At 43.0% G+C, this 26,827-nt stretch carries 28 protein-coding genes and 1 pseudogene; 2 read left to right on the forward strand and 27 right to left on the reverse strand.

Annotated elements, in window-relative coordinates; all coding sequences use genetic code 11:
- Positions 1 to 232: 232 nt before the first annotated feature.
- The 10 genes from QYF49_RS22845 to QYF49_RS22890 form a co-directional block, all read right to left on the reverse strand.
- The gene (locus QYF49_RS22845; RefSeq protein WP_290401898.1) at positions 233 to 919 is read right to left on the reverse strand and encodes a DedA family protein; all 687 of its coding nucleotides are present in this window, start codon (positions 917 to 919) and stop codon (positions 233 to 235) included.
- Positions 906 to 1,862 carry a magnesium/cobalt transporter CorA gene (gene corA / locus QYF49_RS22850; protein WP_290401899.1) on the reverse strand — a complete coding sequence of 319 codons (957 nt, stop codon included), beginning with the start codon at positions 1,860 to 1,862 and terminating at the stop codon, positions 906 to 908. The genes QYF49_RS22845 and corA overlap by 14 nt, the downstream gene beginning before the upstream one ends.
- 31 nt (positions 1,863 to 1,893) lie before the next feature.
- A complete protein-coding gene (locus QYF49_RS22855) occupies positions 1,894 to 3,021 on the reverse strand; it encodes an MGDG synthase family glycosyltransferase (protein WP_290401900.1) in 1,128 nt (375 codons plus the stop codon).
- Positions 3,022 to 3,044: 23 nt separating this feature from the next.
- Positions 3,045 to 3,623, reverse strand: coding sequence for a DedA family protein (locus QYF49_RS22860; RefSeq protein ID WP_290401901.1), 579 nt, complete (start codon positions 3,621 to 3,623; stop codon positions 3,045 to 3,047).
- An 11-nt stretch (positions 3,624 to 3,634) separates the two neighbouring features.
- Positions 3,635 to 4,342, reverse strand: a complete 708-nt coding sequence (locus QYF49_RS22865) for a polysaccharide deacetylase family protein (RefSeq protein ID WP_290401902.1) — start codon at positions 4,340 to 4,342, stop codon at positions 3,635 to 3,637.
- Positions 4,339 to 4,887, reverse strand: a complete 549-nt coding sequence (locus tag QYF49_RS22870) for a Chromate resistance protein ChrB (protein ID WP_290401903.1) — start codon at positions 4,885 to 4,887, stop codon at positions 4,339 to 4,341. The genes QYF49_RS22865 and QYF49_RS22870 overlap by 4 nt, the downstream gene beginning before the upstream one ends.
- 180 nt (positions 4,888 to 5,067) lie before the next feature.
- Positions 5,068 to 6,435 (reverse strand): TrkH family potassium uptake protein, encoded by a 1,368-nt coding sequence (locus tag QYF49_RS22875; RefSeq protein ID WP_290401904.1) that lies wholly within the window; start codon positions 6,433 to 6,435, stop codon positions 5,068 to 5,070.
- Between the two features lie 69 nt (positions 6,436 to 6,504).
- Positions 6,505 to 7,389: a YitT family protein gene (locus tag QYF49_RS22880; RefSeq protein WP_425589628.1), complete on the reverse strand. Its 885-nt coding sequence runs from the start codon at positions 7,387 to 7,389 to the stop codon at positions 6,505 to 6,507.
- Between the two features lie 147 nt (positions 7,390 to 7,536).
- A complete protein-coding gene (locus QYF49_RS22885; protein ID WP_290401906.1) occupies positions 7,537 to 8,802 on the reverse strand; it encodes a cation:dicarboxylate symporter family transporter in 1,266 nt (421 codons plus the stop codon).
- Between the two features lie 200 nt (positions 8,803 to 9,002).
- Entirely contained in the window at positions 9,003 to 9,239 is a 237-nt protein-coding gene (locus QYF49_RS22890; protein ID WP_290401907.1) for a DUF2642 domain-containing protein, read from the reverse strand.
- 185 nt (positions 9,240 to 9,424) lie between these two features.
- Here QYF49_RS22890 and QYF49_RS22895 point away from each other — a divergent pair, with 185 nt between their 5' ends.
- Both QYF49_RS22895 and QYF49_RS22900 read left to right on the forward strand, forming a co-directional pair.
- Positions 9,425 to 9,748 (forward strand): hypothetical protein, encoded by a 324-nt coding sequence (locus tag QYF49_RS22895; RefSeq protein ID WP_290401908.1) that lies wholly within the window; start codon positions 9,425 to 9,427, stop codon positions 9,746 to 9,748.
- An 86-nt stretch (positions 9,749 to 9,834) separates the two neighbouring features.
- On the forward strand, positions 9,835 to 10,428 hold the full coding sequence (locus QYF49_RS22900) for a YitT family protein (RefSeq protein WP_290401909.1): 594 nt from the start codon (positions 9,835 to 9,837) through the stop codon (positions 10,426 to 10,428).
- Positions 10,429 to 10,468: 40 nt separating this feature from the next.
- Here QYF49_RS22900 and QYF49_RS22905 read toward each other — a convergent pair whose 3' ends face one another.
- The 17 genes and pseudogenes from QYF49_RS22905 to queG all read right to left on the reverse strand — a co-directional run bounded on the left by QYF49_RS22905 (position 10,469) and on the right by queG (position 26,749).
- Positions 10,469 to 11,812: a hemolysin family protein gene (locus QYF49_RS22905; protein ID WP_290401910.1), complete on the reverse strand. Its 1,344-nt coding sequence runs from the start codon at positions 11,810 to 11,812 to the stop codon at positions 10,469 to 10,471.
- Between the two features lie 82 nt (positions 11,813 to 11,894).
- Positions 11,895 to 12,113 carry a hypothetical protein gene (locus QYF49_RS22910; RefSeq protein WP_290401911.1) on the reverse strand — a complete coding sequence of 73 codons (219 nt, stop codon included), beginning with the start codon at positions 12,111 to 12,113 and terminating at the stop codon, positions 11,895 to 11,897.
- A gap of 6 nt (positions 12,114 to 12,119) precedes the next feature.
- Positions 12,120 to 12,302 (reverse strand): annotated as a pseudogene (locus tag QYF49_RS22915) (MerR family transcriptional regulator); the annotation flags it as partial.
- Positions 12,303 to 12,387: 85 nt separating this feature from the next.
- Entirely contained in the window at positions 12,388 to 12,768 is a 381-nt protein-coding gene (locus tag QYF49_RS22920; RefSeq protein WP_290401912.1) for a YidH family protein, read from the reverse strand.
- Positions 12,769 to 12,842: 74 nt separating this feature from the next.
- Positions 12,843 to 14,588, reverse strand: a complete 1,746-nt coding sequence (locus tag QYF49_RS22925; RefSeq protein WP_290401913.1) for a phospho-sugar mutase — start codon at positions 14,586 to 14,588, stop codon at positions 12,843 to 12,845.
- Positions 14,589 to 14,832: 244 nt separating this feature from the next.
- Complete coding sequence (locus tag QYF49_RS22930) at positions 14,833 to 16,386, reverse strand: GNAT family N-acetyltransferase (protein ID WP_290401914.1); 1,554 nt, start codon at positions 16,384 to 16,386, stop codon at positions 14,833 to 14,835.
- Positions 16,387 to 16,416: 30 nt separating this feature from the next.
- Positions 16,417 to 16,812 carry a VOC family protein gene (locus QYF49_RS22935; protein WP_290401915.1) on the reverse strand — a complete coding sequence of 132 codons (396 nt, stop codon included), beginning with the start codon at positions 16,810 to 16,812 and terminating at the stop codon, positions 16,417 to 16,419.
- A complete protein-coding gene (locus QYF49_RS22940) occupies positions 16,812 to 17,462 on the reverse strand; it encodes an HAD family hydrolase (protein ID WP_290401916.1) in 651 nt (216 codons plus the stop codon). Before QYF49_RS22940 ends, QYF49_RS22935 begins: the two co-directional genes overlap by 1 nt.
- A gap of 166 nt (positions 17,463 to 17,628) precedes the next feature.
- Positions 17,629 to 18,492, reverse strand: a complete 864-nt coding sequence (locus tag QYF49_RS22945; protein WP_290401944.1) for a ComEC/Rec2 family competence protein — start codon at positions 18,490 to 18,492, stop codon at positions 17,629 to 17,631.
- Positions 18,493 to 18,600: 108 nt separating this feature from the next.
- Positions 18,601 to 19,767, reverse strand: coding sequence for a sporulation protein YhbH (gene yhbH, locus QYF49_RS22950; protein WP_290401945.1), 1,167 nt, complete (start codon positions 19,765 to 19,767; stop codon positions 18,601 to 18,603).
- Positions 19,768 to 20,188: 421 nt separating this feature from the next.
- Positions 20,189 to 20,371: a hypothetical protein gene (locus QYF49_RS22955; RefSeq protein WP_290401917.1), complete on the reverse strand. Its 183-nt coding sequence runs from the start codon at positions 20,369 to 20,371 to the stop codon at positions 20,189 to 20,191.
- 50 nt (positions 20,372 to 20,421) lie between these two features.
- Positions 20,422 to 20,979: a signal peptidase I gene (gene lepB, locus QYF49_RS22960; protein WP_290401918.1), complete on the reverse strand. Its 558-nt coding sequence runs from the start codon at positions 20,977 to 20,979 to the stop codon at positions 20,422 to 20,424.
- A gap of 179 nt (positions 20,980 to 21,158) precedes the next feature.
- Complete coding sequence (locus QYF49_RS22965) at positions 21,159 to 23,054, reverse strand: PrkA family serine protein kinase (RefSeq protein WP_290401919.1); 1,896 nt, start codon at positions 23,052 to 23,054, stop codon at positions 21,159 to 21,161.
- A 432-nt stretch (positions 23,055 to 23,486) separates the two neighbouring features.
- Complete coding sequence (trmL, locus tag QYF49_RS22970) at positions 23,487 to 23,960, reverse strand: tRNA (uridine(34)/cytosine(34)/5-carboxymethylaminomethyluridine(34)-2'-O)-methyltransferase TrmL (protein ID WP_290401920.1); 474 nt, start codon at positions 23,958 to 23,960, stop codon at positions 23,487 to 23,489.
- A gap of 73 nt (positions 23,961 to 24,033) precedes the next feature.
- Positions 24,034 to 24,921 carry an amidase domain-containing protein gene (locus QYF49_RS22975; protein WP_290401921.1) on the reverse strand — a complete coding sequence of 296 codons (888 nt, stop codon included), beginning with the start codon at positions 24,919 to 24,921 and terminating at the stop codon, positions 24,034 to 24,036.
- 79 nt (positions 24,922 to 25,000) lie between these two features.
- Positions 25,001 to 25,540, reverse strand: a complete 540-nt coding sequence (locus tag QYF49_RS22980; protein WP_290401922.1) for a methylated-DNA--[protein]-cysteine S-methyltransferase — start codon at positions 25,538 to 25,540, stop codon at positions 25,001 to 25,003.
- Between the two features lie 63 nt (positions 25,541 to 25,603).
- On the reverse strand, positions 25,604 to 26,749 hold the full coding sequence (queG, locus tag QYF49_RS22985) for a tRNA epoxyqueuosine(34) reductase QueG (protein WP_290401923.1): 1,146 nt from the start codon (positions 26,747 to 26,749) through the stop codon (positions 25,604 to 25,606).
- Between the last annotated feature and the right edge of the window lie 78 nt (positions 26,750 to 26,827).

Below are 26,827 nucleotides of genomic sequence, written 5' to 3' on the forward strand. Positions count from 1 at the left end.
CCAGCATTTCCCTCATCGTTTCAAAAAGAATAACTGTCCTAATCATTCCGTTTCATTAACAGCGGACGGACAGGGTTTGATCGCCTGTATATCTCCAACTAGTACAAGATCGTATACACATTCAGAAGCAAAAAGAACCAGGCTGCCGCTCCATTTCATAAGCAGATAATGAAAACCTCAATCAATACATTTTATGAAAAGTAAGGCCTGGCCGTTTCAAAGGTTTCTCTTATTATTTCATAGACTTTTGTGAAGCCCGAATTTCTCTTCTTGATACAATGGAATAACGAACCACCCACAAAACGAAAACAGCGCCGCAAACTAAAGGAACAAGCCACTGATGCTCCTGAAAATAACGGTTTACCTGAAGGATATGCTTTCCGTAATGGGTTCCGATCGCAAAGTATACGATGACCCAAAGAAAACCAGCAGGATATGTAAGAGCAGCAAACCGGTAAAAAGAAAGGCGGTAACTGCCGACCACAAACGGCATGAGCAGCCTTAGCCCAGGCACAAAAAAGCTGAAGACAAGAATCTTATCCCCCCATCGGCCAAGCAGGGATGACCCCTTTTGGATCCCTTTGTTCATTCTGCCGTTCCGCGAGCATACTCGAAGTACCGCGGCTCCTCCGTATCTTCCCAATGCATAGCTTAGAGATAACACCGAAATAACGCCCAGATAAGTCATAAAAAAGGAGAGTACAGGATTAAGCAGGGCGCTTGCTGCGAGCATTCCAGTACTCATTACGATGATCTCATTAGGAACCGGCAAACCGAAAAAACCGATCCAGGAAAGCACAAATACACCAAGATAGCCATGTTCCTGAAAAAAGTGAATCAAGAAGCCGTAATCCATCGTTCCCGCCACCCTTTCATCCGGCCGTGGATTCCACACCTGTTCCTTTCTATTCCTGATCAAACCATCCCTTTTTTCTAAACCAAAAGTACATGCTTAGCCCTAAAAACACCATGCATCCAAGAATGATAAAGTAGCCCGCATGCCAATTCAGCTCAGGCATATATCTGAAATTCATTCCGTAGATCCCTGCAATAAACGTCAACGGCATGAAGATCGTTGTGATGACCGTCAAGGTTTTCATAATGTTATTCATTTTATAAGAATTAAGTGATATATAATTATCACGGATATCCGAAGTCATTTCCCGATTGGAATCGATCATCTCGCTTAATTTTATTAGATGATCATAAATATCATGAAAATATGCTTTTTTATGCTCGGAAATCATAAACCGTTTGGATTCCAGGACGCGGTATATGAGATCTCGCATCGGAAAGATAGACCTCCGCACTTTCAGCAAATCACTTCGCACATCAAACGTCTGTTGTATTAAAGAGTGTTTATTTCCTTTCTCATAGTTATTCTCAATATCAAGCAGATGGTCCTCAATATTTTGGACGATTGGAAAGTACGTATCTACGATCTTGTCCATAATCTTATGGCCGACTTCAATTGGGCCGATGGCTGAATAATCTCGTACATCCTGAAAATAGTTCCAGGTAGACTCCAGTTCTTTTAGTTCGTCAAAATGGAAAGACACAATAAAATTCTCTCCGATAAACAGGTCCACTTCCTGCGCGGAGAGAGAATGGGTGTTTAAAGCGTGCACGACAAAGAAACTATAGCCTTGATAGTATTCTAATTTAGGCCGCTGAAGGAATTGGAGACAGTCCTCGATCGCCAGGGGATGAAAATGAAAATTAGAACTAAGCAGTTGGATTTCCTCTTCATCCGGGTTAATGAAATCCACCCAGTACCATGCAACGTTATCGTCTGACAACGATTCAACAGGCGGTTGCAGCAATACGCTGTGATCTTTTGTAACAGCCATTATTCTAAGCATATCCGTCTTTCCCCCGGTACGTACAGATTAATTAAACGGGCTGCATTTGCAGCATCGTGTTCTCATTCAGCAAATTCAGCACCACTTCATAAGCGCTTTTTTCTTTATGATTCTCAAAATAACTCATTTTGCGCAAAATTCCTTTTACTTCGGGCTCATTTTCAAGGACAGAAGCGATCTGCTCTTCAAACGGCTTTTCCTCGTTAAGCTGAATGATTAATTTTTCACTGATCAGCTTCCTCAAATTGATCTGTTCCTGGCCAGGCAGGGCGGAGTGAACGAAAATAGGCAGCCTCTTCTTCAGGGCTTCACTGATGGTGATCCCGCCTGGTTTTGTGACAATGGCGTCCACTTGTTCGTAAAGATGGTTCATTTCTGCCCGCGTGTATATATAGCCCCGCGGCCGGATGTTGGGGTGATTCCACGAAGACAGCTCCTTATACAGCTTCTGGTTTTTTCCGCAGAGAACTGTATAACGGTAATTGGAGTCTTCCTTGATCTGTTTCAGGAACCCTTTCATTTTACCAAGCCCGATACTTCCGCCAGATATTAAAATGTGTTTTTTCAGGACTGGTCGCCCAGAGAAATAAGCACGGATGTCTTCGTTCACTGGTATCCCTGTAATGATAATCTGATCTCGGTCAATCTTGTGTCTGGCGACAAGCTCTTTCTTCATGGAAGCATCACTGACGAGATGATAATCAATCCCTTTTTTTCCCCAGATGTCGTTAATAAAGAAATCTGTATATACGTTTACGACCGGGACCTGAATCAATCCTCTTTTTTTCAGCCGGCTGATAATCGCAGAAGGGAAACAGTGAGTACATACAATCACGTTTGGCTTTTCTTCACGAAGCATACGCAGCATCTTATGTTCAAAAAGCAATAATTGATGAGGCAAAATCCCTCTTTTTTTTGCCGGAGTGTACATGACATGATGATAAATCCAATCATATGTTTTAGGCATTGTATGAATCCACTTTAAATAAGTGGTTGAAATCACTTTTTCCAATGGTTTATTCCAATAGCTTAAGAAATCGATTTTCTTGCAGATAACATGCTGTTTGCTGCTCTGCTGTATGGATGACATTAAAGCATCAGCAACCTGATGGTGACCAGAAGGCATTTGGAACAAAGGCAAAAACAAAATCTTTTTCATATAAAACCCTCCCTACAAACCTTCTAAATCCTGTTTGCAAATTTCTTCCTGAATATCGTTAACAAAAATAAAAGCAAAGCCGCTGCAGCAATCCATGGCAGGTATTTTAATTTAATCTGATCACCAAAGAAATAGCCTATGCTGACAAAGGTCGTCGTCCATAATGCGCTCCCTGCAAACGAAAGCAGCACGTACCGATAAAAAGAATAGCAGCTAATCCCTGCAATGTAAGGGGCCAACTGGCGAAGTCCAGGCAGATAGAAACCAAATAATAAAGTTGTCAGCACATGGCGGTGAAAACGCCCCTCCACCATACTCCATCGTTCTGGTGTAACTTTAATGTACTTTCCATAACGCTCTATAAAAGGGAGGCCAAGCTTCCGCCCGATCCAATACGACATGAGCATTCCTGCAAATGTTCCTAAAAAGGCATAAAGCAGGCTGGTACCAAATTCAAAATGTCCTTTTGCGACGAGTACACCAACCAGAAACATAAATGATTCTTCCGGTGCAGGTATGCCGACAATACCGCAAAATAACACGATAAGAATAATCCAATGTCCATAACTTTGCATATAAAAAATAACGCTGTCTAAACTCATAGGAACCTCGTTCATTGTTTTTTCTTAAGTTCATCAAGTGACACAAACCGATAGCCTTTTTGCTGGGCGAATTCTAAAAATTCACGAAGGGCCTCAAGCATGACTGCCGGTGCCTCTTCATCAGCTCCAGGATTATCACCGTTATCATGAAGTAAATAGATTTTCCCGCGGCCAAGGTCTCTTTTCAGCCTTTCTGCCAGCTTTTCCTTTCCTTGTGAGGCTTTCCAGTCTTGACTGATGGAAGACCACATGATGGTCTGGTACTTCCTTGCAGCAGTGAGCGAAAAAAGGTTGAAGCGTCCCCAGGGCGGCCTGTAATATAACGGATCTTTACCCGTAATCTTCTTTATGACAGAAGCACAGCTCCCAATTTCCTCCCGAAGACGATACGGGAGCAAGAACCAGCTGTTGGAATGAGTCTGGTGGTGAATTCCGATGGCATGTCCTTCTCTGCACATTCGATCTAGGAGATGGGGATGGCTTTGTGCCCGTTCTCCCACGATAAAAAAAGCAGCAGATGCCTGATAAGAACCCAGAAGATCAAGCAGCTTCTCCGTATATTCAGGATGAGGGCCATCATCGAATGTCAGTGCAATCTGGAATTGATTATTCCCGGACTTCATAATCCCTATAGAGAAAACCCTGATAAGAACAGTGGGTATAATGGCGTAACAGAAAAACACAAACAGCAATAAAAATACAAGCGATAAAATTATCATTCCCCGTGGAATACTCCCTCAAGCTGATCTACGGCGTCTGAAATTGAATACAGCTTTTCTTCACATCTTTTTAAACATTCTTTAGAATGGAAAGAAAGCTCATTCTTAAAATAGTCTCGCTTCATAATCTTTCTATGCCATCTTTTCAAGCGCAGAAGCTCCATTTCATTTTCCTCTATATCACCAAATCGGGAATCGTTTTGGCTTTCGTCGTTCATGCGTTTCAGGAAGCGGGTGCAGCTCTCCAGCAGCTCCTCATACTCGGCCGCTCTCTGGGCGGTAAATAGTTGTATCAGTTCTTGCTGTGAGTAATGAGAGAACTTTTCGACCTCTGCGATGAAAGAAGCACCGCGGTGCTCATCAATGAGTGTTCTTAGCTTAGTCAGCTTTTTTTCAATATCCGGTGTTTTAGGCACCAAGCAAACCGATTGCTGAATATACAGCACTCCAAGTGCTTTTAGATTCCTCCAGATCCTTACTCTCAGCGTAGAAGGCTCTGCAGATACTTTATATGAAAACAAATACCATGTTCTATTATCTTCCATGGGGTTCACACCTTAATTTATTTGGATAGCCTGTTGCCATAATAACATAAATAACAATTGTTGCAAATGGAAATGAAACAACTGTTTCATCCATTTGTAAATCCTTAATAAATCTTATCGATTCAATGGGAATTTTACATATAAAAAAAGAGGAGGACTCGATCGTCTTCCTCTTTTTGTTTATTGGCCAATGATGATTTTTTCTTTTGGATAATGGAAATGCTCCACAACCGTCTTTCCTCGGATAATAAATAAGAAGGATAGAACACCAATCCTTCCAATGAACATAAGGACCATGAGGATTACCTTGCCCCCGGTACTCAATTCGGAAGTAATTCCTAAACTTAACCCTGTAGTACCAAATGCGGAACAAACTTCAAATACAATTTTCTCAATCGGCAAAGGGTCCGTGACCGCTAAAAGCAAAGAGGCAGTACTGCAAAGCAGAAAGGCGACAATCAATACGATAAAAGACTTTTGCACATCCTCCGCCATCACTTCTCTGCCAAAGACTTTGATCGAATTCCTTCCTTTGGCATAAAACAGGATAGCCAGGAAGGCTACAGCAACAGTCGTTGTCCTGACTCCTCCCCCTACACTGCTTGGTGAAGCACCGATAAACATCATCGCGCTCAAAAATAGATTAGTGGGCGTTGAAAAATGGTTCATGTCCATCGTAGCGAGGCCGCCGCTTCTCGTTGTCACCGACTGAAACAAGGAATAGAATACCGTCTCATGCCAGGATTTGTCCGCGAGAAAATGACCGGCTTCAAAGACATAGATCCCCAGTGTTCCTGTTACGACCAGAATAAAAAAAGTGATTGTCGTAATTTTGGTAAAGAGTGTAAAGGTATATCGTTCCTTATATTTTCTTTCCGCTATGAAATTCTTAACTTCGACCAGTACAGGAAAACCAATAGCACCGGCGGTAATTAAAATCATGGTCAGCACCTGTATGAGGTAATCATCCTTAAACGGTATCAAGGACTGGCCCGTAAGATCGAAACCGGCATTTGTTGTAGCAGTAACCGAGGAAAAGAAACCATGGTAGAGGGCTTCTTGCCAGGATGGGTAGTACTTTAAAAAGAGAACTGTAAAAAGAACCATACCGATGAATTCTATGATCAAAATTAAGGTCAGAATTTGCCTCATAAGATTCACAAGTCCGGCCAAAGTAGATTGATTTTGATCAGTCATGATCAGCTGACGTTCTCTCATGCCGATTTTCTTTCCGAGCAGAATCCACACGGCAGTCCCCATCGTCATTACACCTACACCGCCGATTTGAACGATCATCGCTAAGGCAATCACTCCGCCCGTATTAAAGGTCTCATGAATCGTTACGACAGAAAGCCCGGTCACACTCACCGCACTGATCGCTGTAAACAGAGCGTCAACAAACGTCAGTTTTACTCCAGGATTGTGAAAGGCAGGCAAACTGAGTACCCCAGTCGCAATAATGACTGAGAAAAGATAATAAAGAACGATGATTTGAACAGAGGTTAAGAAGAATCCTCTTTTAGTTTTATTTCTTTTTACTCCAAGCACTATTTTCACAACCCTGTCTGATCAAATACTTTCAATTAAGTATACCCGGAACCGAAGTTTAAAGCTGCATCAGTGAATATTTTTCTTTTTAAATCGGCCGCCTTTTACGTCGTGAATATTTCCAACTGCCAAGAAGGCTGTCGGATCAATATCATCCACGATATTTTTTAATTTCGCTTCCTCAAGCCTGGTGATCACGGTAAAGATTACTTTTTTATCGTCTCTGGAATAGGCACCCTCCCCGTTAAGATACGTTACACCACGTCCAAGCCGGGCGAGAAGGGCTTCGCCTATCCTCATATGTTCATCACTGATGATCCAAACGGATTTCGACTGGTCAAATCCATCGATTGTTACGTCAATGACTTTAAACGCGATATAGTAAGCGATTAAGGAATACATGGCTCTGTCCCAGCCAAAAACAAATCCTGCACTGGCCAGGATAAAGATATTAAAGAACATCACAACTTCACCGACGGAAAATGGTGTTTTTGTGTTGAACAGGATCGCTAAAATTTCGGTACCATCGAGTGATCCTCCATAGCGGATGACCATTCCGACGCCCACTCCCAGTATAACACCGCCAAATACAGCAGCTAATAAAGGATCATCTGTCAAAACAGGCACCGGATGAAGAAAAGAAGTTCCAATAGACATGATTACAACACCAAATAGAGTTGAAATGGCGAAGGTTTTACCGATTTGCTTATAACCGAGGAAAAAGAATGGGATGTTTAACACGACAAGAAACAAGCCGAGGTTCAAGTTTGTTAAATGAGATAGAATAATCGAGATTCCTACAATTCCGCCATCAATGATCTGATTGGGAACGAGAAAAATCTCAAGGCCCGTAGCAACGAGCATGGCCCCCAGGGCAATAAAGAATACCCTCTTCAAAAGATTCGTTTTCGTTATTTTCTTATGAGCTGTTTGTTGTTGTTGTAATGATTCCAACAGCACTCCCCCTCCATTTATAAGTTTCTCTTATGATATATATTAATTATAGCAGGATTTTATTGATAACTTAAATGATAAGCCTTATCAAATGATAAATTCGCAAAGACTAAAAAAAGAAGCCCCTGCTTTTGCAGGAGCTTCTTTTTATGATGCTTGTTTCACTTCTTGGATATACGCTTCAGCTTTTTGATTATCAAATTGGCCTTCCCACTTGGACATGATAATCGCAGCAAGAGAGTTACCTACAACGTTAACTGCCGTTCTTGCCATATCAAGGATACGGTCGATACCAGCAATAAACGCTAATCCTTCTACCGGGATGCCCACTGTGCCCAATGTAGCAAGGAGGACGACGAACGATACTCCTGGTACACCTGCAATTCCTTTAGATGTTACCATCAGCACAAGAAGCAGTGTGATCTGCGCGGAAACCGGCATGTCAATCCCATACATTTGGGCAATAAATAATGCCGCAATTGCCTGATACAGGGTTGAACCATCTAAGTTAAAGGAATACCCTGTTGGAATAACAAAGCTTGCGATAGCTTTCGGGCATCCTAACTTTTCCATCTTTTCCATAAGCTTTGGAAGAACGGTTTCTGAGCTTGAGGTTGAATAGGCAAGAATTAGCTCATCTTTTAATATTCTGATAATATTAAAGATATTAACTCCAGCAATCCTTGCAACAATCCCCAGTACCACTACGACAAAGAACGCCATGGTCAAGTAAACAATTATAACAAGCTTACTTAATGGAATCAGTGATGAAACACCAAACTTCGATACCGTAACACCGATCAGTGCGAAAACTCCGAACGGAGCAAATTTCATGATCTGGTTTGTTACATAAAACATGGCTTCTGCTGTTCCTTGGAAAAACCTCAGAACGGGCTGGCCCTTCTCTCCAATGGCTGCTACACCTAGTCCGAACATAACGGAAAAGAAAATAATAGCAAGCATGTCACCATGCACAAGAGACTCAAACAAGTTTTGAGGAACAATATTAACGAAAGTCTCCGCAAATCCATGTTCTCCTGCTGTTTTGGCTGTGTCAACATAGCTTCCGATATCTGTCTTGCTTAATGTTTTCATATCTACGCCTACACCCGGCTTAAAGATATTAGCTACTAACAAGCCAATAGCGATGGCAATCGTTGTTATGATCTCAAAATAAAGAATAGTTTTTCCGCCGAGTTTACCCAGCTTTTTCATATCACCTACACCGGCGACACCGACGATGAGGCTGGAAACTACAATCGGAATGACAATCATCTTAATGAGCCTGATGAAGATATCTCCAATTGGCTGCAAATACTTTTCAATTCCAGGGTTGCCGTAAAACACAGCTCCGACCGCGATCCCTAAAATTAAACCGATAAGAATCTGCCATGCTAGTCCAATTCTTTTCATAATGTATATCACCTCTTGTTGTTTGTAATCGTTAACACAATACTCTCATTGTATATTCTATATAAAATGTTTGTCAAAGTTAATAATTGCTAACTTGCCTATTTGCACCAATAAACAAAGCAATAACGCAGGTTTAAGCACGACAAAAAAATAAAAAACACCCCTGGTGATGGGATGTTTTTCGCCCTGTTGAAACCCAGTTAGATCGGGAAAATCGCTACAATCTCTGCTATGCGGATAACAACCCGGAACGTACAATTGTTTCTTCTTACCCGCAGTACGATGACATCCCGGCCAACTTCAACTAATCTTCCGCGGAATGTCTGGTTTACGGTATCTACTTGTACACGTTCGTTAATTAGCGCACACGCTTCTCTTCTAAACGTATCTCCCCGGCGGCCAAACCTGCAGTCTCCGCCATCAAAACCAAAACCCATGAATTACTCTCCTTTCATCACCGATTTCTACCAACCGATGGTACTAATAGTAAATGCGGGGGACAGGGTTTTGGTGTGGACAAACATCACGGGCACCTGCTGATATTTATCGTTTAAACAGTTGTTTAATATTAGGCCGACAGGGAAAAAATGAGGACAAAAGCCTAGAAGAAGGGATGGGTTCGATGAGACAAGCCGAGACATTCGATGATATTCTTGAATTCTCCAACACACATGATTCGCAAGGCACGATGTATCTCAGTCAAAAAGAAACATCACCGGGAGGAATTTTGTTCAGTGATGAAGATTCAGGAAAACAGCCATTGGAACTTGAAATTAAACTTCTTTTAAAAACAAACGATGACTCTATTTGTTTTTCCAAACGCTATATGGAAGATGAAGAAGAGGAGTTTGAAAAAACGATGGATCAGCTGGAGCATATGAAAAAACAATTCAGCATAAAAACTGTAAATTCCAGTGAATTCGATGCGCTTTTGTCCAATAAATAATAGGTGATCCGGCTTTCTGGACATGTCAGTAATGGTTTCCTGTTCGGCTTCATAAAGTAATAAAAAGAACGGACAGGAGGAAAACGATGCTTGCAAAGATGGCAGCCGTTTTCATCGGCAGTTTCTTAATGGGAATCGGAATAAATGTTTTTATACTTCCCTTTCATTTATTGGACGGCGGCATCATTGGCATCGGTCTGCTGTTAAAATATGTGTGGGGATTTAAAGTGGGAATGACCATTATCCTTCTGAGTGTTCCTATTTATTTTTTAGCCTGGAAATTCGACCGCCGTTCGTTTGTTAACAGTATTCACGGTATGCTCGTCTCGTCTTTTATCATTGATCTTTTGCTGCCTCTTAAGGGATCCATACACCTCCCCGTGATGGAAAGTGCTGTGATCGGCGGTTTATTGATCGGAACAGGGATCGGCATCATGCTTAGATACGATACGAGTACAGGCGGCACAGATCTTCTCGCGCTTTTTATTTCCAAGCGTTCTTCATTAAACGTTGGCGTCATCATCTTCATCATTGATGCTGCCGTAATTGTTTCTGGATTATATTTTATCGGCGAGGGAATGTTTTTCTACTCTCTCATCACCATCTTGTCTGTAGCATTTGCAACGAGCACACTTACCCTTTTCCACTCCGTCTCAGTTTTTTTAACGCCCAAATCCTAAAAAAATGCCCGCTGCCTTTATAAGGCAGCGGGCATTTCAATTACTCGGGATCCGTAATTAACTCAGGGGTTTTAACCGCCCCCTCCAGCTCCTTCGTGATTTCTAATTTACTTACCTCAATGCGTTTAATCTGGTGTCCGTCATTTTCCACGACTTTAAAGATCAAGTCTTCATGCTCGATCTCATCTCCTTCAACAATATCGGAGTTTTGAGAAAGCATCCATCCTCCGATGGTATCAAGATCGGAATCATCGATTTCCAGGTCATACAAATCATTCACCTCAGAGATCAGCACTTTTCCGTCAAGCACCGTCACTCTAGGTGTCACCTTTAATATCATCGGGGTTTCATCCGTATCAAATTCGTCGCGGATTTCTCCAACGATTTCCTCAAGTATATCTTCCACTGTTAACAGGCCAGCTGTTCCTCCGTATTCGTCCATCAGGACAGCCATATGCACCTGCTGTTTCTGAAGTTTCACCAAGGTTTCCTGAATAGGCATCGTTTCAATGACGGTTAAAATAGGGCGCAAGTAGCTCTCCAGTGATTTTTCCACACCGGACATGAGATCATAAAATATTTCTTTTACGTTCACCATACCTACTACATGGTCTTTATCCTCATCGACGACAGGATAACGTGTATACTTTTCACTCGTGATGATGGCAAGGTTTTCTTCAATGGATTTGTTGATATATAAACAAACGATTTCCGTACGCGGAACCATAATCTCTTTAGCGATACGGTCATCAAACTCAAAGACTTTATTCATATAGCTATACTCTGACTGATTAATTTCTCCGCTCTTGTAACTCTCGGAAAGTATTAGACGAAGCTCTTCTTCCGAGTGGGCCATCTCATGCTCCGAAACGGCCGACAGACCGAACATTTTTGTAAAAAGGCGGGCACTTCCGTTAAGCAGCCAGATGATGGGATACAGGACTCTGTAGAACATGATCAGCGGTCCTGAAAGCATCAAGCTGATCTCCTCTGCTTTTTGAATAGCAAAGGTTTTAGGCGCAAGCTCACCGAGTACAACATGAAGAAAAGTAATGATGGCAAAAGCAAGAATTAAAGTGACCGTTTTCGTGAGCGCAGGACTTAAGCTAAACTGTTCAAAAACCGGCTGAAGCAAGTGATGAAGAGTACCCTCACCGAGCCACCCCAGTCCTAAAGCGGTAATTGTGATCCCAAGCTGACAGGCTGAAAGATAACCATCCAGGTTTAGCAGTACCTTTCGCACCGCAACTGCCCGCTTATTTCCTTCTTCCACGAGCTGGTCGATTCTCGTACGGCGGATCTTTACAATCGCAAATTCAGCGGCCACAAAAAAAGCGGTTAATACAATCAGTAATGCTACTAAGAATAACTTAAATATGTCCAAATAGACTCTTTATTCTCTCACATCTTGGAGAGATAAAGATGTCACCTCCTGATTTATTTTACTGGATACTGTCGGCGTTCCCTTAAATAAGCGGCGTTTCTCCAATAATCAATAAAAGGCTGTGAAGTAAAGTTGCGCGTTCGGCAGGCATATATTTAACAGCAAGTTTTAATTGCTCCTTGTCGAGCTGCTGAAGAAGAGGCTTTAGCTCCTCCACATCTTTTTCAAGCGTATTGAGCTGCATATCGACTTTTTGCATCGTTTCACTATACAGCCCTTCCTTTTCCTTGAATGATGCCATTTTTTCTTTGATTTTCTCTAAAGGAAGATGCTGTTTCTTATAATAATTAATCCACGTAAGCTGCTGTAGGGCTTCTTCACTGTAAAACCGATAATTTGATTGGGAACGTTCAGCCTTTAACAGGCCAAGTTTTGTATAATAATCAATGGTTCTTTTTGAAACGCCTGCTAATTCAGCTAGTTCGCTGATACGATACTTCCCAAATCAATCACCCCAATGCATAGATAATAAATAATTTTACAGAATTAGAACTGTACAGTCAAACGTTTCGGTTTCAAAGGATACTTTGTTTCATGAAATAACTGGCCATTAGAACACTCATCACAACCAGCGAAATGGAGACCACGAAAACCATCCTGATGGGAGATTTGAAACTTTGGCTGTTAATTTGTTTTTGTTTATCAAAATAATCGACGGTCGCAAAGACAATCGTGGCAATTCCGAGCAAGAATGCGATAAATCCGACAGCCGCCACCACCTGATCCTCCAGCCGCAGAACTTTGATCTGCAGGGTAAAATGAAGATTTAAGAAAACAAAGCCGATGCCCGCCATTGCGATCGCTGTCCTAATCCAGGCAAGATATGTCCGTTCATTGGCCAGATGCTGCTGAATGTATTTAGAATCAATCGTTGGTTTTCGGTCTTGTTTATCCATAGATAATCTCCCTGTCATTGTCCCTTATTTCAACAAAGAGCAGTCCGGGTTCCGGGACTGCTCTTTGTTTACGTTTACTGAGCTGCTGCAACAAGCTGTTGGACGTGATCCATGACATCATTTTTCAGTTCACGCAGCAAGGATTCACTGCTGGTCAGGGAGTCTGATTTAACGGCAAAATAAAATTTAATCTTAGGCTCTGTCCCTGAAGGCCGCAGGCAGAACCAAGAACCATCACTCAGAACATATTTTAAGACATTGGATGCCGGTAAGTGAATGCTGCTTTCCTCTTCAGAAATGAGATCCGTTTTTGTTGCTGTGCTGTAATCCTCAACATACAAAATTTCTTTCCCTGCCATTTCGAATGGAGGATTGGCCCTGAACGATTCTAAAATATGAAGAATCTGCTCGGCGCCCGCTTTGCCTTTCAGCGTTAATGATTCAAGGCCCTCCAAGTGATATCCGTAGGTTTCAAATATGTCTAATAGACCCTCGAACATCGTTTTTCCTTGCTTTTTATAATACGCTGCAACTTCTGCAGCCAGGAGGCAAGTCTGAACGGCATCCTTATCGCGGACAAAATCTCCGATTAAATAACCGTAGCTTTCTTCATAGCCAAACAGGAAAGTATGCTCTCCCGTTTTTTCATATTCTTTGATTTTCTCGCCGATAAATTTAAATCCGGTCAGTGTATCGACGGTTTTAAGGCCAAAAGAGCTCGTAATTTCTCTTCCCAGCTCGGATGTTACAATCGTCTTAAGGACGACTCCTTTCGGGCACAGAGAGCCTTGAGCTTGCTTTTGTGAAAGAAGATAATGAAGAAGGAGTGCCCCCGTCTGATTTCCGGTAAGCACCACATACTCCCCGTCCAGGTTCTTTACCGCTACACCGACACGATCGGCATCAGGATCCGTTGCAAGCAGGACGTCTGCATCCTTCTCTTTGCCATATTGAATAGCAAGCTCAAATGCAGCATGCTCCTCCGGATTTGGCGACTTAACCGTTGAAAAATCAGGGTCAGGTTTTTCCTGTTCTTTTACAACTGTAACATTTTTAAAACCGATCGCATCCAATCCGGTCCTAACCGGTAAATTAGCCGTTCCGTGAAGAGGCGTAAATACGATGCTTAAGTCTTTCATGTCATGTATGAGATCCGGATTAACGGTTATCCTCTTTAACTGCTCAAGATATGCGTCATCGATTTCTTCACCCACGATCTGGATGAGCCCGTCCGCTTTCAACTGCTCCTGGGGATCAACCGGGATCGCAAGTTCATTTTCTATCTTTTCAACCAGTTCTGTTAAAAGATCCGCTTCATTCGGCGGCAGCTGCCCTCCATCGGCACCGTACACTTTGTATCCGTTATACTCCGGAGGATTATGGCTGGCTGTAATGACAATTCCGCTGAAAGCCTTGAGATAGCGGACAGCAAAAGAAAGCACGGGCGTTGGTCTCAAGCTCTCAAACACGTAGGTTTGTATTCCTCTTGTCGCTAATGTGCTCGCCGCCTCCAACGCAAATTCAGGTGACTTATGCCGGGAGTCATAGGCGATGACTACACCGCGCGCCTTCGCCTTCTCACCATGTGCTTCAATGAAGCTTGCAAGGCCGGCTGACGCCTTTCGAATGGTATATGTATTCATTCGGTTCGTTCCAGGGCCGATTTCCCCCCTCATGCCTCCAGTGCCAAATTCGAGGTTCTTATAAAAGGAATCCTCAAGGCCGGTTTCCGTTTCTTTTAATTGTTCGAGCTGACGTCGAAGCTCGTCGCTAAGAGTCGGTTCATTCAACCATTTTTCGTAAGCAGTCATCCAGTTCATTACGGAATCTCCTCCTTTTATGCGCGGGTCTATTCCCTTTATAATTCTGTACCGCGTATGTTTTCCCTTCTTGTACGGAAAATTCTCAACTACTTATTCTATTATACCGCAGTGCAAAAGCCAGGAAAACTACATTCGACAGCAATGCGGAATTTGTCGCACGATTTGCTGGCGTGCGACATTATTTCCCGGCAAATAAAAAAATACAAGCAAAAACGACAGGAAATCTCCTGCCGTTCTCTTTTTAGCTTTTACTTTTACTCTTTTGAACCACTTCATACAAATCCAGCCTGCGGTTTCGAAGCTGGGTGACGTTCCCTGTCTTTCGCTGCCTGCGCAAGATCTCCAGGTCAACGTCTCCGACAACGACTGTTTCGATGTTCGGATGGCATTCCCCCACGATTCCGTCCCGTGGGAAAGCGAAATCAGAAGGAGTGAAAATTCCAGATTGAGCATACTGGATATCCATATTTTCAACCTGTGACAGGTTGCCTACTGTTCCGGCAATGACCGTGTAGATTTCATTCTCTACAGCTCTTGCCTGTGAACAATACCTCACCCTGACATACCCCTGTCTGTCCTCGGTACAGAATGGTGTAAAGATAATATTAGCTCCCATGTCTGTCACAATTCGAGACAGCTCTGGGAATTCTATATCATAGCAGATCAGAATGGCGATCTTGCCGCAATCAGTGTCGAACACCTGCACCTTGTCACCTGGTGTGATGCCCCACCATTTTCTTTCATTTGGTGTGATGTGAATCTTATACTGCTTTTCAATCGTTCCGTCTCTTCGGAATAAGTAAGCAACATTATAGATGTTGCCATCCTCTTCAACGAAATGCGAGCCTCCGATTATATTGACATTGTACCGGACCGCGAGATTTGTAAAGAGTTCGATATAATCCTCTGTATACTCGGTCAACCGCCTGATGGCCTGGCTAGGGCTTTTCTCTTCACAAAAAGATAAGAGCTGAGTAGTCAGCAATTCAGGAAACACAGCAAAATCGGACCCTTGATCGGCAGCAACATCTGTATAATACTCAACTTGCGTAGCGAAATCCTCAAACGATTCAATCGTCTTCATCATGTACTGAATAGCTGTTATACGTATCGGTTCACTTGTTTTGAAATGTCTCCTCGTATTATGAGGATGATAATCCACATTATTCCATTCCATCAAAGTCGCATATTCCTTGGACTGCCTATCATCAGGCAGATAATGGCGGTTGATCCGCATGACTGTGAATCCGTTCATCAGCTGAAAGGTGAGCACTGGATCGTAAATATTGTGATGGATGACTTCTTTCACATATTCCCTCGGTGTCATTTCGTTAGAATGCTTGTAATAATTAGGGATGCGGCCGCCCAGGATTATGCTTTTCAGATTCCACTCTTCAGCAAGTTCTTTTCTCGCCTCATATAGACGCTTTCCGATTTTCATCCTGCGGTAATTTGGGTGTACCATCACTTCTATGCCATAAAGATTATAGCCGTTAGGATTGTGGTTCGTAATGTACCCTTCATCTGTAATTTCGTCCCATGTATGCTGGTCATCATATTCATCAAAGTTAACAATCAGGCTCGAACAGCTTCCAACAATTTTCCCTTCATATGTAACTACAAACTGGCCTTCAGGAAAAATATCCAGATGGCTTTCAAGCTGCTCGCGCTTCCACGGCTCCATGTGGTCAGGAAAGCAGATTCTCTGCAACTCAAGAATTTCATCTAAATCATTGCATTGTATATTCCGAAGTTCAATCTTCTTTTCAAATTTAGAAACATCTACTTCACTCAATAGGCTCACTCCTATTCAAATTCAATCTCATTAAACCCAGTTTTCCATCCTGCCGGCCAAAGAGCCTGTATTGAGCTCCAGTTGAATACCATCTGGATCCAAAAAGTTCACGCAGCGCCCTCCGCCCCGCTTTATCGGACCTCTGACAATCTTTACGTCATTGCTTTTGAGGACCGCCACTGTTTGATCAAAGTCATTTTCGTGCACAGTGAAGGCCGCATGGTCGACTCCGGCCGATTTACTGTCTGCCTTCTTAGCTTCTCCCCGCTCGAGCAGACAAATCCAGACCGGCCCCCACTCAAGATAAGCGTCCGTCCGCCCTTTATGAACAAGCTCGGCATTTAATACCGTTTGATAAAAATCCAGTGAACGGCTTAAGTTTTTCACTGCAAAGGTTATATGATTTACTCCCAGAATCTTGACCATCAAAACCGGCTCATCAGTTCTATTAACTGTACTTCTGCCAACGACTCCAACTGATGATCCACCTCTCCGAAAGCAAGTCCTCTCGTTACTTCATTAGGAATTACCACACAATAAAGACCTGCTGCTTTCGCTGCTTTCGCCCCGTTCGCCGAATCCTCAAACGCAATCGCTTCCTCAGGTTTCACTCCAAGGCATTTAACAGCTTCCAAATAGAGGGCAGGATCCGGTTTTACTCGCTCTACGTCATCCGCTGTTTTCAAACAGTCAAAGTAGGAAAGCAAATTTAACTTTTCCAAGTGCCCAGTTACCCATTCGCGCGACGAGCTGGTGGCGAGAGCGATTTTCAAACCAAGTTCTTTAGCCGCTTCCAGGTAGTCCTCCACACCCGGAAGCGCTTTTTCACCTTCCAGCATGGCAAGGACCCTTTCATGATGTTGCGCACGCAAGCCCTTTATATCTACCTTTTTATTGATTTGTTCTTCAAGGTATTCAAAGGGATCTAAATGATCCTTCGTTCCAATGCATTCCTGCCATAACTCCAGCGGCATGCTGCATGAATGCTCCGTAAAAATCTCCTGAATGGCATTGTAAACACTCGTCTCCGAATCCAGGATCAGCCCGTCGAAGTCAAAGACCAAAGCTTTTATCATTTATTTCATTGCCTCCCTTTTTATATTTATTTTCTTATCCCTGTCTTGAAAGTGCAAGAGAGAAGCTTTTAAGAAAAGCGCGAGCGCCGTGCAAGCTCTTTATAACCTGGCAATTCTTTACCCTTTTCAAGGTCTAAAAAAACAAGGCATCCCAAATCGGGGCACCTTATTTAAAGCCGTTCGTCCGGAACGTTATTTTATTTCCGTTGCTGATGGCCGTAATAACCCCGAGCTGATCGGTTCGATAGATGGTCATATCCAACCGTTCCAGCCGGTACAGCACTTCTTTTGAGGGATAATGATACGGATTGTTGTTTCCTACCGAAATAATAGCGGTCTTTGCGCGGACAGCTTTTAAGAACGGCATGGCGGTTCCCGTGTTTGCACCATGATGGCCGACCTTAAGGACATTTGCCTTTAAATCTTTTTTCGACGAAAGCAGTTCCTTTTCGGATTCCATCCCAGCATCAGCCATCAGCAAAAAGCGGTTTTTACCATGTGTAATCCTCAATACCGCAGAGTAATCATTAATGTATTTATAATAGGAAGAACCAGGTCCCAGCATATCCACCTTTACTGAAAAACCGAATCGGAATTTGGTTCCGGCTTTGGCACGTTCCACTGGGATGTTCTTTTCGTTAATGATTTTAAAAAGATCATGATAATAAGCCGTATCATACGGAAGATTGGGCATGTAAATCTTTTTTACATTAAAATTCTGTATCACATCGTCCATGGATCCGATATGGTCATGATGAGGATGCGTTGCCACCAATACGTCGATATCGACTACTCCCTGGCTTTGTAAATACCGAATAATCTCTGGTCCATCATTTTCGTCACCCGCATCAACGAGCATGTTCTTCCCATTCGGCATCTGGATCAAAATGCAATCCGCTTGGCCGACATCAAGAAAATGCACCTTCAGCGGCTCGAACCATGCGGCACCTGCGTTTTTTGGGGAGAAGCATAACACAGCAGCGGCCAGGATAGCGGCGGCTATGATCAGCTGCTTTTTGATTCGATTCACCTTCAACGATCCCGTCCCCTCCCATTTGGTTATGAATTAGTTATATGTAACTTTCCTTCATAATAAAAGAAAACCCATTATCCAATACATGGATAATGGGCCCCTCTGCTATTTTACTTCTTCTCTTTTCCTGAAGAAGCTCTTCATGGAATGATACACATCCGCTTTCTCCTTTAGAATATAATAATTAAATTTAGGATCTGTGATGCTTTTATACACACTCATTAACGTTGAATGCCGGTTATAAGCGTTAACCTCGCCATACCCAAACATATTGCTGTGTGCCATGATCTCCTGCACCAGTTTAACGCAGCGGGCATTGTCGCTTGTCAGATTATCACCGTCTGAAAAATGAAAAGGATAAATATTAAAACGGGATGGTGAATACTTGGTTTCAATTAATTCCAATGCTTTTCGGTAGGCAGAGGAACAAATTGTTCCACCGCTCTCTCCTTTAGAGAAGAAATCCTCTTCTGATACCACTTTGGCTTCAGTGTGATGAGCAATAAATTCGATTTCCACCGTTTCATATCTCGACCGCAGGAATCGTGTCATCCAAAAGAAAAAGCTCCTGGCCATGTATTTTTCCCATATTCCCATGGATCCTGATGTATCCATCATGGCCAGGACCACGGCTTTTGATTCCGGCTTCACCACTTCATTCCATGTTTTAAACCGCAGGTCATCGTTATAGATAGGCGCGATGGCTGGTTTTCCTTTAAGGGCATTTCGTTTAAATGCGGTAAGTATGGTGCGTTTCTTATCTACGTTCCCCATTAGGCCGGTCTTGCGGATATCATTAAACTCAACTTTTTCAAGAACGATATTGTCCTGTTCTTTTTGTTTTAAATTCGGCAATTCCAACTCTTTAAACAAGAATTCCTGAAGCTCTGCAAGTGAAACCTCTGCTTCGGAATAATCCGAACCCGGCTTGTCGCCTGCCTGGCCTTTACCTTTTCCTGCACCAGCCTGGTTTCCATTCCCATCACGCGCTACCACATCTCCTACCTGGCTGTCTCCGTCTCCCTGCCCTACATGCTTGTTCTTTTCATAATTGTAGCGAATTTTGTATTCGTCCAATGAACGAATCGGTATTTTAATAACATCTCGCCCATTGGATAAAATAATGTTTTCTTCGCTGATTAAATCGGGCAGGTTGTTTTTTATGGCTTCCTGGACCTTTTCCATATGCCTCTGGTGATCCTGATAGCCTTTGCGGTGGAGGGACCAGTTCTCTTGAGAAACGGCAAAATTATTTTTAGCTTCCTCGCTCATCATTTCCCCTCCTTCTTTTTTAATTGGCTCATTGTTTTATTTGAATGAAATCAGATCAATTGATAAAAGAACCACCCACTTTTGAATAGAAAAAGGGTTGGTTACTTTATCCTATGCAGTACAAGGTGAGAATTGCTAAGTAATTGACACATTTTTCAATCAATTGAGATAAGCGTATGTTTGCGGGCGGTTTACGCCTCAGGAACCTTTTCTATGGGACAGCGGTTGTGGCAGCGCGAAAAAGTCTGCATCTTACGATCGGTTCAATTAGCAGCAAATTCGGTTCAATTATTTCGATTTTGGGTCAATAATTTTCGGAGCCGCACCAAAAAAGCATCGATCTCAGCCATAATGATTGAGGACATAGATAATTTATAGATAATTTATTAAAAAAACCTGTTTCGGTTACCCGAAACAGGTCTTACTGTTGATTTTTATTTTTATGATGTTCATACTGAGCAGGATCAGGAGTCTTGCCGCTTTTCTCAACATTATCATTCGTCGACATCTTCTCCATTACCCTTCCATGTTCCTTCATTTCTTTAAAGTTTGGAGTCATCGAGCTGTTTTTTGGTTTTTCTGTATAGTCCTGTTCTCTGGACATAGACCATCACCTCTTTCCTGCACAATTCCCTTTTTCCTGTGGTACTAAACTTATTTAATCACTTCAAGCTCTTTTACAGGCCAGTAACGGAGATTTACTTCACCAACGATCTTTTTCATATCGACCAAGCCGATATGGCGGCTGTCAATACTGTGCAGCCGGTTATCTCCCATCACAAAGACTTTTCCTTTAGGAATGACTTTTTGCCCGGTGACTTCTTCCAGCGTAAAGTCACCTGTCAGATTTCCGCTCGTAATATTCTTCTTGTACTGATTTAAATAGGGCTCATCGATTTGTTTGCCATTTATATAGAGATTATCGTTTTGATAGGCGATCCTCTCACCCGGCATTCCGATCACTCGCTTAATATAATCCTCTTTCGCATTCGCATGAAAAACAATTAAATCAAACCGCTTGGGCTTTCCAAGATTGTAGCCTAATTTATTTACAATCAGCCGGTTTCCATTTTCAATGGTCGGCATCATTGATTCTCCATAAACAACGTACTGCTCGAATAAAAATTTCTTTATCAGCAACGCTAGTATGAGTGCTATTCCAATGGCTTTTATCCAATCCCATAATTGGCTTTTATCTTCCCCGGAACTCATCCTCTCACTTCCCTTTTGTTAGCGTTTAGTATCAATTTACCACTATAGTTTATCATAATACAAGGTATTCTCTTTCTTGGTCCCATTTATTCTTTTATCATGAAGATAATCTTTGCCTTTCCTTAACATTCGCTAAAAAAAACGCATCCTATGAAATCATAGGGATGCGTTTTTAATCACTAGCGGTTTAAAAGGCTGCCTACATACCTTAGGAGTTCGTTCGCTGATGTCGTATTATACCCATGCTCTTGGACGAGGCGGGCGATGACTTCATTCACCTTTTTAAGCTGTGCTTCATCAGGAGTCTTAGAAGAAGTCGTAATTTTAACGACATCTTTCAGATCTGCAAACAGTTTCTTCTGGATCGCTTCTCTTAAGCGTTCGTGTGAATTGTAATCAAATTTCTTTCCTTTTCTCGCATAAGCGGAAATTCGGATTAAGATTTCTTCCCTGAATGCTTTTTTCGCATTTTCAGAGATTCCAATCTGCTCCTCAATGGAACGCATCAATTTTTCGTCCGGGCTCATTTCTTCACCAGTGAGAGGGTCTCTGAGCTTATTTTTATTGCAGTAAGCCTCTACATTATCGAGGTAGTTATCCATCAGTGTTTTTGCAGATTCTTCATAAGAATAAACAAAAGCCTTCTGCACTTCCTTCTTCGCGATCTCATCGTACTCTTTCCGCGCCAGAGAGATAAAATTAATATAACGCTCTTTATCCTCCTTAGTGATGGAAGCATGATGGTCGAGACCATCCTTCATAGAGCGGAGAACATCGAGTGCATTGATCGATGGTATGTCTTTTCGAATAATGGCAGATGAGATCCTGTTAATGACGTAACGAGGGTCGATTCCGCTCATTCCTTCGTCCGAAAATTCCTTTTGCAGCTCTTCGAGATCGATATGGTTGTAGCCTTCCACGATTTCTCCATCGTACAGCCTCATTTTCTTGATCAGATCCATGCCCTGCTTTTTTGAATCCTTCAAGCGGGTCAATATCGAGAAAATCGCTGCCACTCTTAAAGCATGAGGAGCAATGTGGACATGGGACATATCACTGTCTTTAATCATCTTTCCATAGATGCGTTCTTCTTCAGACACTCTCAAGTTATATGGTACTCCCATAACGATGATCCTCGAGTGCAGCGCTTCGTTCTTTTTATTGGCGATGAATGAGCGGTATTCCGATTCATTCGTATGAGCGACAATCAGTTCATCAGCAGAGATCAGCGCGAATCTTCCCGCTTTAAAATTGCCTTCCTGAGTCAGAGATAATAAATGCCAGAGGAATTTTTCATCACACTTCAGCATTTCCTGAAACTCCATCATCCCCCGGTTCGCCTTATTCAACTCTCCGTCAAAACGGTATGCGCGGGGGTCTGATTCTGATCCGAACTCTGCAATCGTTGAAAAATCAATACTTCCTGTTAAATCAGCAATATCCTGTGATTTTGGATCGGATGGGCTGAATGTTCCAATCCCTGTTCTTTTATCTTCAGAAAAAAAGATTCGTTCAACCATGACATCTTCAATACAATTATCGTACTCTTTTTCAAGCCTCATCGTGTTTAAAGGCGACAGGCTTCCTTCGATCTTGATACCATAATCTTCAAAAAAATCCTCGCGCAGATGATGAGGGATTAAATGCAATGGATCCTCATGCATCGGGCAGCCTTTGATGGCGTACACGGCTCCTGCGTCTGTTTTCGAATATTTCTCCAGACCTCGTTTCAGCATGGTAACAATCGTGGATTTCCCCCCGGAAACAGGCCCCATCAGTAAAAGTATCCTTTTTCGAACGTCCAACCGTTTAGCTGCGGGATGAAAATACTCCTCTACCAGCCTTTCGATTGAATCCTCAAGCCCAAAAATCTGGTTTGTGAAAAAGTTATACCTTTTGGCTCCGTTCACTTCCTCTATTCCAGCATCTTTAATCATATTATAGACTCGGGAATGAGCGGACTGAGCGACATAAGGGCGTTCCTTTAAAATCTCAAGGTATTCTCCGAAGGTACCTTCCCAGGCAAGACGCCTCTCCTCTTCACGGTGCAATTGGATTTTACTTAAAATATCCATGTGTACCCCCTTGCGTAGTGTTTGCATCCTTCGTTTGTTAATCTACTTTATGCGAGGATGTCCCCAATCATTCAAGTTGTTTTTTGTTTTTCCGATAGAAGAACTTTGTGGTTTCGCATCACAAATGAAAGTGGTTCTAGTATTGTTTATGTTTACCGGGGCTGGATTAGTCTTGATATTTTACAGCTTGTATTTCAGTCAAGTTTGCCGTTGTGCGATAACAGCGGTTTCGCTATAATAAAGAAAGGATATGGAAAATTGCACCCAAAGGAGGAGATCGCATGAGTTTTATCCTCATACTAGGAGTTATGCTCGCGTTCTTAACCGCCATTTTCACTGCGGGATACAATGATAGTCCCGGAACAAAATAAAACGGTACATATAAAAAAACGCCCCATTTTCGGGACGTTTTTTTATATGCATCAACCCACATTAACCCAATGAAGGGAATTCCTGCTGCCTCAACGCTTCATAAATTAAAATCGCAGCAGTATTGGAAAGGTTCAAAGAACGGATGTTATTATTCATCGGAAGCCTGAAACACCGTTCTGCATTTGCCTCGAGCAGTTCCGGAGGCAGTCCTGTCGTCTCACGGCCAAATACAAAAAAGTGATCACGTGACAGCTCGCTGTAATTCATATCAGTGTAGCGCTGTTTTCCGAACTTGGTAATATAGTAAAACAATCCTTCTGGAAAACGATCGAACAGCTCCTCCAGAGAATCATAATAATGAACATCAACGTGTTCCCAGTAATCCAAGCCAGCCCTCTTCAGCTGTTTATCATCCGTTGAAAACCCAAGCGGACGGATCAAATGCAGAGATGTCCCTGTTCCTGCACACGTACGGGCAATATTTCCAGTATTGGCCGGAATCAGGGGCTGATAAAGTACGACATGTAAACCCAAAACTCTCACCTCGAATGCTTATTCCTCCATTATTATAGCACTTTTACCGGAATATAGCCCCAAGGTGCTTATTTTACACAATATGAAAAAACTTATATTTGATATGCGGTGTGTAGGCGGTAGAGTCCTCGTACTTCCAGAATCTCATCCGGCTGTCTGTGGAGTGCGCATTCACAAGCGGCTCTCCCGAAGAATCTTTAGCTACCACGATCGTCGTATGCTGCCAGTGCCCGTCGCCGTCAAAATCATAGCAGATCACGTCACCTGGAATGAGCTGGCTCGCAGACGACTTCTCTCTTGCCTGGAGCTGTGTTTTGGATCCGCTCAAATACCATCTCATCGCATTGGCCACCGTCCAGCTGTAGCTCCAATCATGATGCTTAAACCACCAGCCCTTGGACCGGGTTCCATGGTGGACCATGGGGATGCCTCCTCCTGCGTGAAGGCACTGGGAAATATAGTTTGTACAATCGACATCGAAAGACTTAAATGCAGGATTATACGTGTTCCACCATCTTTCCGCATACCTTACTGCCGCCAGCCGGTCATACTTGTGTTTTCGAAGAACAGCCGGCTCTGTCTCTCTGTCAATTTTCACCTTCTCTTTATGCTGCCCCTCAGGTTTAAGCACTTTATCACTGATCAGCTGATCCTCCTTAAATACCGCTCTCCTCTCCTGTGTCCACTCCTCAACATAAAAATCATACCCATGCCTGATCAAATTACTGAAATGAAGAATATAATCGACCTGGTGAAGATCATCAAAGCTGGAATGCCGCAGGACCTGCGCTTCCACATTATTATTGACCAATACGGCATTCCTCTCATGCAATGCCTGCTTTTTTCGAGCAAAGCTCTCCCTTTCCTCCAACGGCAAACAGACACTATCGGTCCAGTTTTCATTGACCATCCAATCCGTCAGGCGCTGTATATAGAATTTCAGCTGCTCCAGCCAGTTCATAGGCCACCCCCGTGTTGCAAAATTAACGTACTATCAGCATATGAAACAGGGACAAAAAAAAAGAACCGTTTAAAACGGTTCACGAGGTCTTTGGTATAAAGTTCTGAAGTTCAATGTTCAGCAGAAGTTCTTTTTTATCCAATCCGCCGCCATATCCGACAAGCGCACCATTGCTGCCAACCACCCTGTGGCATGGAATAATGATCGGGACTGGGTTTTTGTTATTGGCACTGCCTACGGCTCTCACGGCTTTTGGCGCACCGATTCCTTGTGCGATATCCTTATAGGAGCATGTCGCCCCATAAGGAATCCCCTTTAATTCCTCCCAAACCTTAATTTGAAAGGGAGTGCCATACAGGTCTAACGGAATAGAAAATTCCTGCAGTGTACCATTGAAGTAGCTCTCGAGCTGGTCAACGATCGGCTGCAGCTGTCCTGGTGAATGAGTCAGTTCCCCCTTAAGGTAGTTCTTCGACATCCAGGATTGAAGGGATGGTAAATTTTCTTCAAGGCTCCCAAAATCAATCCGGCAAACGCCATTTTCGGTTGCAATAATAGTCAGGAGGCCAATCGGGCTTTTCATTTCCTCATAAGAGAATAATGTTTTTATATTACACATAAAAATCCCTTCTTTTATTTTCTTGATGTTTTCTATACTAACGGACATGTTCTCGCGATGCGATTAGTAAATTCCGTGATTTTGAAGCATATTCAGTCCTTTATCGATTTCTGACGCCACATTCCCGTCTTTTTCTCGTTCTTTCGCAGCATTAAGCTGTTCTCTTGCTATCCTTCCGCCGATTTTACCTAACGCCCAAGCAGCAGTTCCGCGGATGACAGGGCGGGGGTCTTCATTCATCAACTGGGCCAGGTCCTCAGATGCGGATTCATCTTTGAAATGAGCAAGAGCAAGGATCGCATTGCGCTGGATCGGTTTTTTACCTCTCCATGAGCCGGACACTTGGCCGAACCGCTCCTTAAATTCACGGTTGCTCATATGAAGGATCGGCTTTAATAAAGGTTTCGCAATCTCAGGATCCGGTTCCATCTCCTCATGAAGATGGAAATCCTTCCCCTTATTTTTGGGGCATACCGTCTGGCAAGTATCACAACCATATAGACGATTTCCTATTTTCTCACGGTATTGATCAGGAAGAAAATCCTTGGTCTGTGTTAAGAAGGCAATACACTTATTGGAGTCCAGCTGCCCTCCCTGCACAAGTGCTCCGGTCGGGCATGCGTCAATACAGATCGTGCAGTCTCCGCACTGATCAGTAATCGGGGTGTCTGGCGGGAGATGTAAGGTAGTTATCAACTCCCCTAGATATACATAGGAGCCAAACTCCGGGGTGATCGTGGCACAATTCTTCGCACTCCATCCGATTCCTGCACGCTCGGCGACAGCACGATCGGACAATTCCCCCGTATCGACCATCGACTTTACCTTCGCTTCCGGGACTTTCTCTTTGATGAAGTCCTCTAACAGACGCAGTTTCTCTCTCAGGATGAAGTGGTAATCCACTCCCCAGGAGGCCCTGCAAAAAATGCCTCTTCTTGCCCCCCTGACACTGCGCGGAGCATTTTTCATTTTAGAAGGGTAAGCTAGAGCGATGGATATGATCGAATGTGCCTCTTCCATCAAAAGCCGCGGATTCGTTCTCTTTTCGATGTCCTTTTCTTCAAATCCCGATTGATAACCGAGCGTTTGCTGCTGAACCAGCCTTTCTTTCAAATCGGCAAAAACATTGGCAGAAGCAAATCCAATTTTGTCGATACCAATTGATTTACTATATGCAATGAGTTCTTCTTTTAACTGGGCGCCTGTCATAACTGAACCTCCTTTCTCCATAAAGGATTTCTTGATCTATGGTAAACTAGCTATAAAATACGATAAAAAGTAAAGGTG

The organism is Fictibacillus terranigra (assembly GCF_030412265.1).
GTDB lineage: Bacteria > Bacillota > Bacilli > Bacillales > Fictibacillaceae > Fictibacillus_C > Fictibacillus_C terrinigri.

Bases quoted from the DNA above. Each gene is read 5' to 3' on its own strand.
- QYF49_RS22865 (WP_290401902.1), bottom strand. From the start codon at position 4,342: ATGATAATTTTATCGCTTGTATTTTTATTGCTGTTTGTGTTTTTCTGT.
- QYF49_RS22980 (WP_290401922.1), bottom strand. From the start codon at position 25,540: ATGTGTAATATAAAAACATTATTCTCTTATGAGGAAATGAAAAGCCCG.
- queG (WP_290401923.1), bottom strand. From the start codon at position 26,749: ATGACAGGCGCCCAGTTAAAAGAAGAACTCATTGCATATAGTAAATCA.
- QYF49_RS22890 (WP_290401907.1), bottom strand. From the start codon at position 9,239: ATGGGTTTTGGTTTTGATGGCGGAGACTGCAGGTTTGGCCGCCGGGGA.
- QYF49_RS22895 (WP_290401908.1), top strand. From the start codon at position 9,425: ATGAGACAAGCCGAGACATTCGATGATATTCTTGAATTCTCCAACACA.
- QYF49_RS22885 (WP_290401906.1), bottom strand. From the start codon at position 8,802: ATGAAAAGAATTGGACTAGCATGGCAGATTCTTATCGGTTTAATTTTA.
- QYF49_RS22965 (WP_290401919.1), bottom strand. From the start codon at position 23,054: ATGGATATTTTAAGTAAAATCCAATTGCACCGTGAAGAGGAGAGGCGT.
- QYF49_RS22955 (WP_290401917.1), bottom strand. From the start codon at position 20,371: ATGTCCAGAGAACAGGACTATACAGAAAAACCAAAAAACAGCTCGATG.
- lepB (WP_290401918.1), bottom strand. From the start codon at position 20,979: ATGAGTTCCGGGGAAGATAAAAGCCAATTATGGGATTGGATAAAAGCC.
- QYF49_RS22920 (WP_290401912.1), bottom strand. From the start codon at position 12,768: ATGGATAAACAAGACCGAAAACCAACGATTGATTCTAAATACATTCAG.
- QYF49_RS22975 (WP_290401921.1), bottom strand. From the start codon at position 24,921: ATGAACTGGCTGGAGCAGCTGAAATTCTATATACAGCGCCTGACGGAT.
- QYF49_RS22900 (WP_290401909.1), top strand. From the start codon at position 9,835: ATGCTTGCAAAGATGGCAGCCGTTTTCATCGGCAGTTTCTTAATGGGA.
- QYF49_RS22910 (WP_290401911.1), bottom strand. From the start codon at position 12,113: ATGGCATCATTCAAGGAAAAGGAAGGGCTGTATAGTGAAACGATGCAA.
- corA (WP_290401899.1), bottom strand. From the start codon at position 1,862: ATGCTTAGAATAATGGCTGTTACAAAAGATCACAGCGTATTGCTGCAA.
- QYF49_RS22855 (WP_290401900.1), bottom strand. From the start codon at position 3,021: ATGAAAAAGATTTTGTTTTTGCCTTTGTTCCAAATGCCTTCTGGTCAC.
- QYF49_RS22935 (WP_290401915.1), bottom strand. From the start codon at position 16,812: ATGGTCAAGATTCTGGGAGTAAATCATATAACCTTTGCAGTGAAAAAC.
- QYF49_RS22860 (WP_290401901.1), bottom strand. From the start codon at position 3,623: ATGAGTTTAGACAGCGTTATTTTTTATATGCAAAGTTATGGACATTGG.
- yhbH (WP_290401945.1), bottom strand. From the start codon at position 19,767: ATGAGCGAGGAAGCTAAAAATAATTTTGCCGTTTCTCAAGAGAACTGG.
- QYF49_RS22925 (WP_290401913.1), bottom strand. From the start codon at position 14,588: ATGAACTGGATGACTGCTTACGAAAAATGGTTGAATGAACCGACTCTT.
- QYF49_RS22870 (WP_290401903.1), bottom strand. From the start codon at position 4,887: ATGGAAGATAATAGAACATGGTATTTGTTTTCATATAAAGTATCTGCA.
- QYF49_RS22940 (WP_290401916.1), bottom strand. From the start codon at position 17,462: ATGATAAAAGCTTTGGTCTTTGACTTCGACGGGCTGATCCTGGATTCG.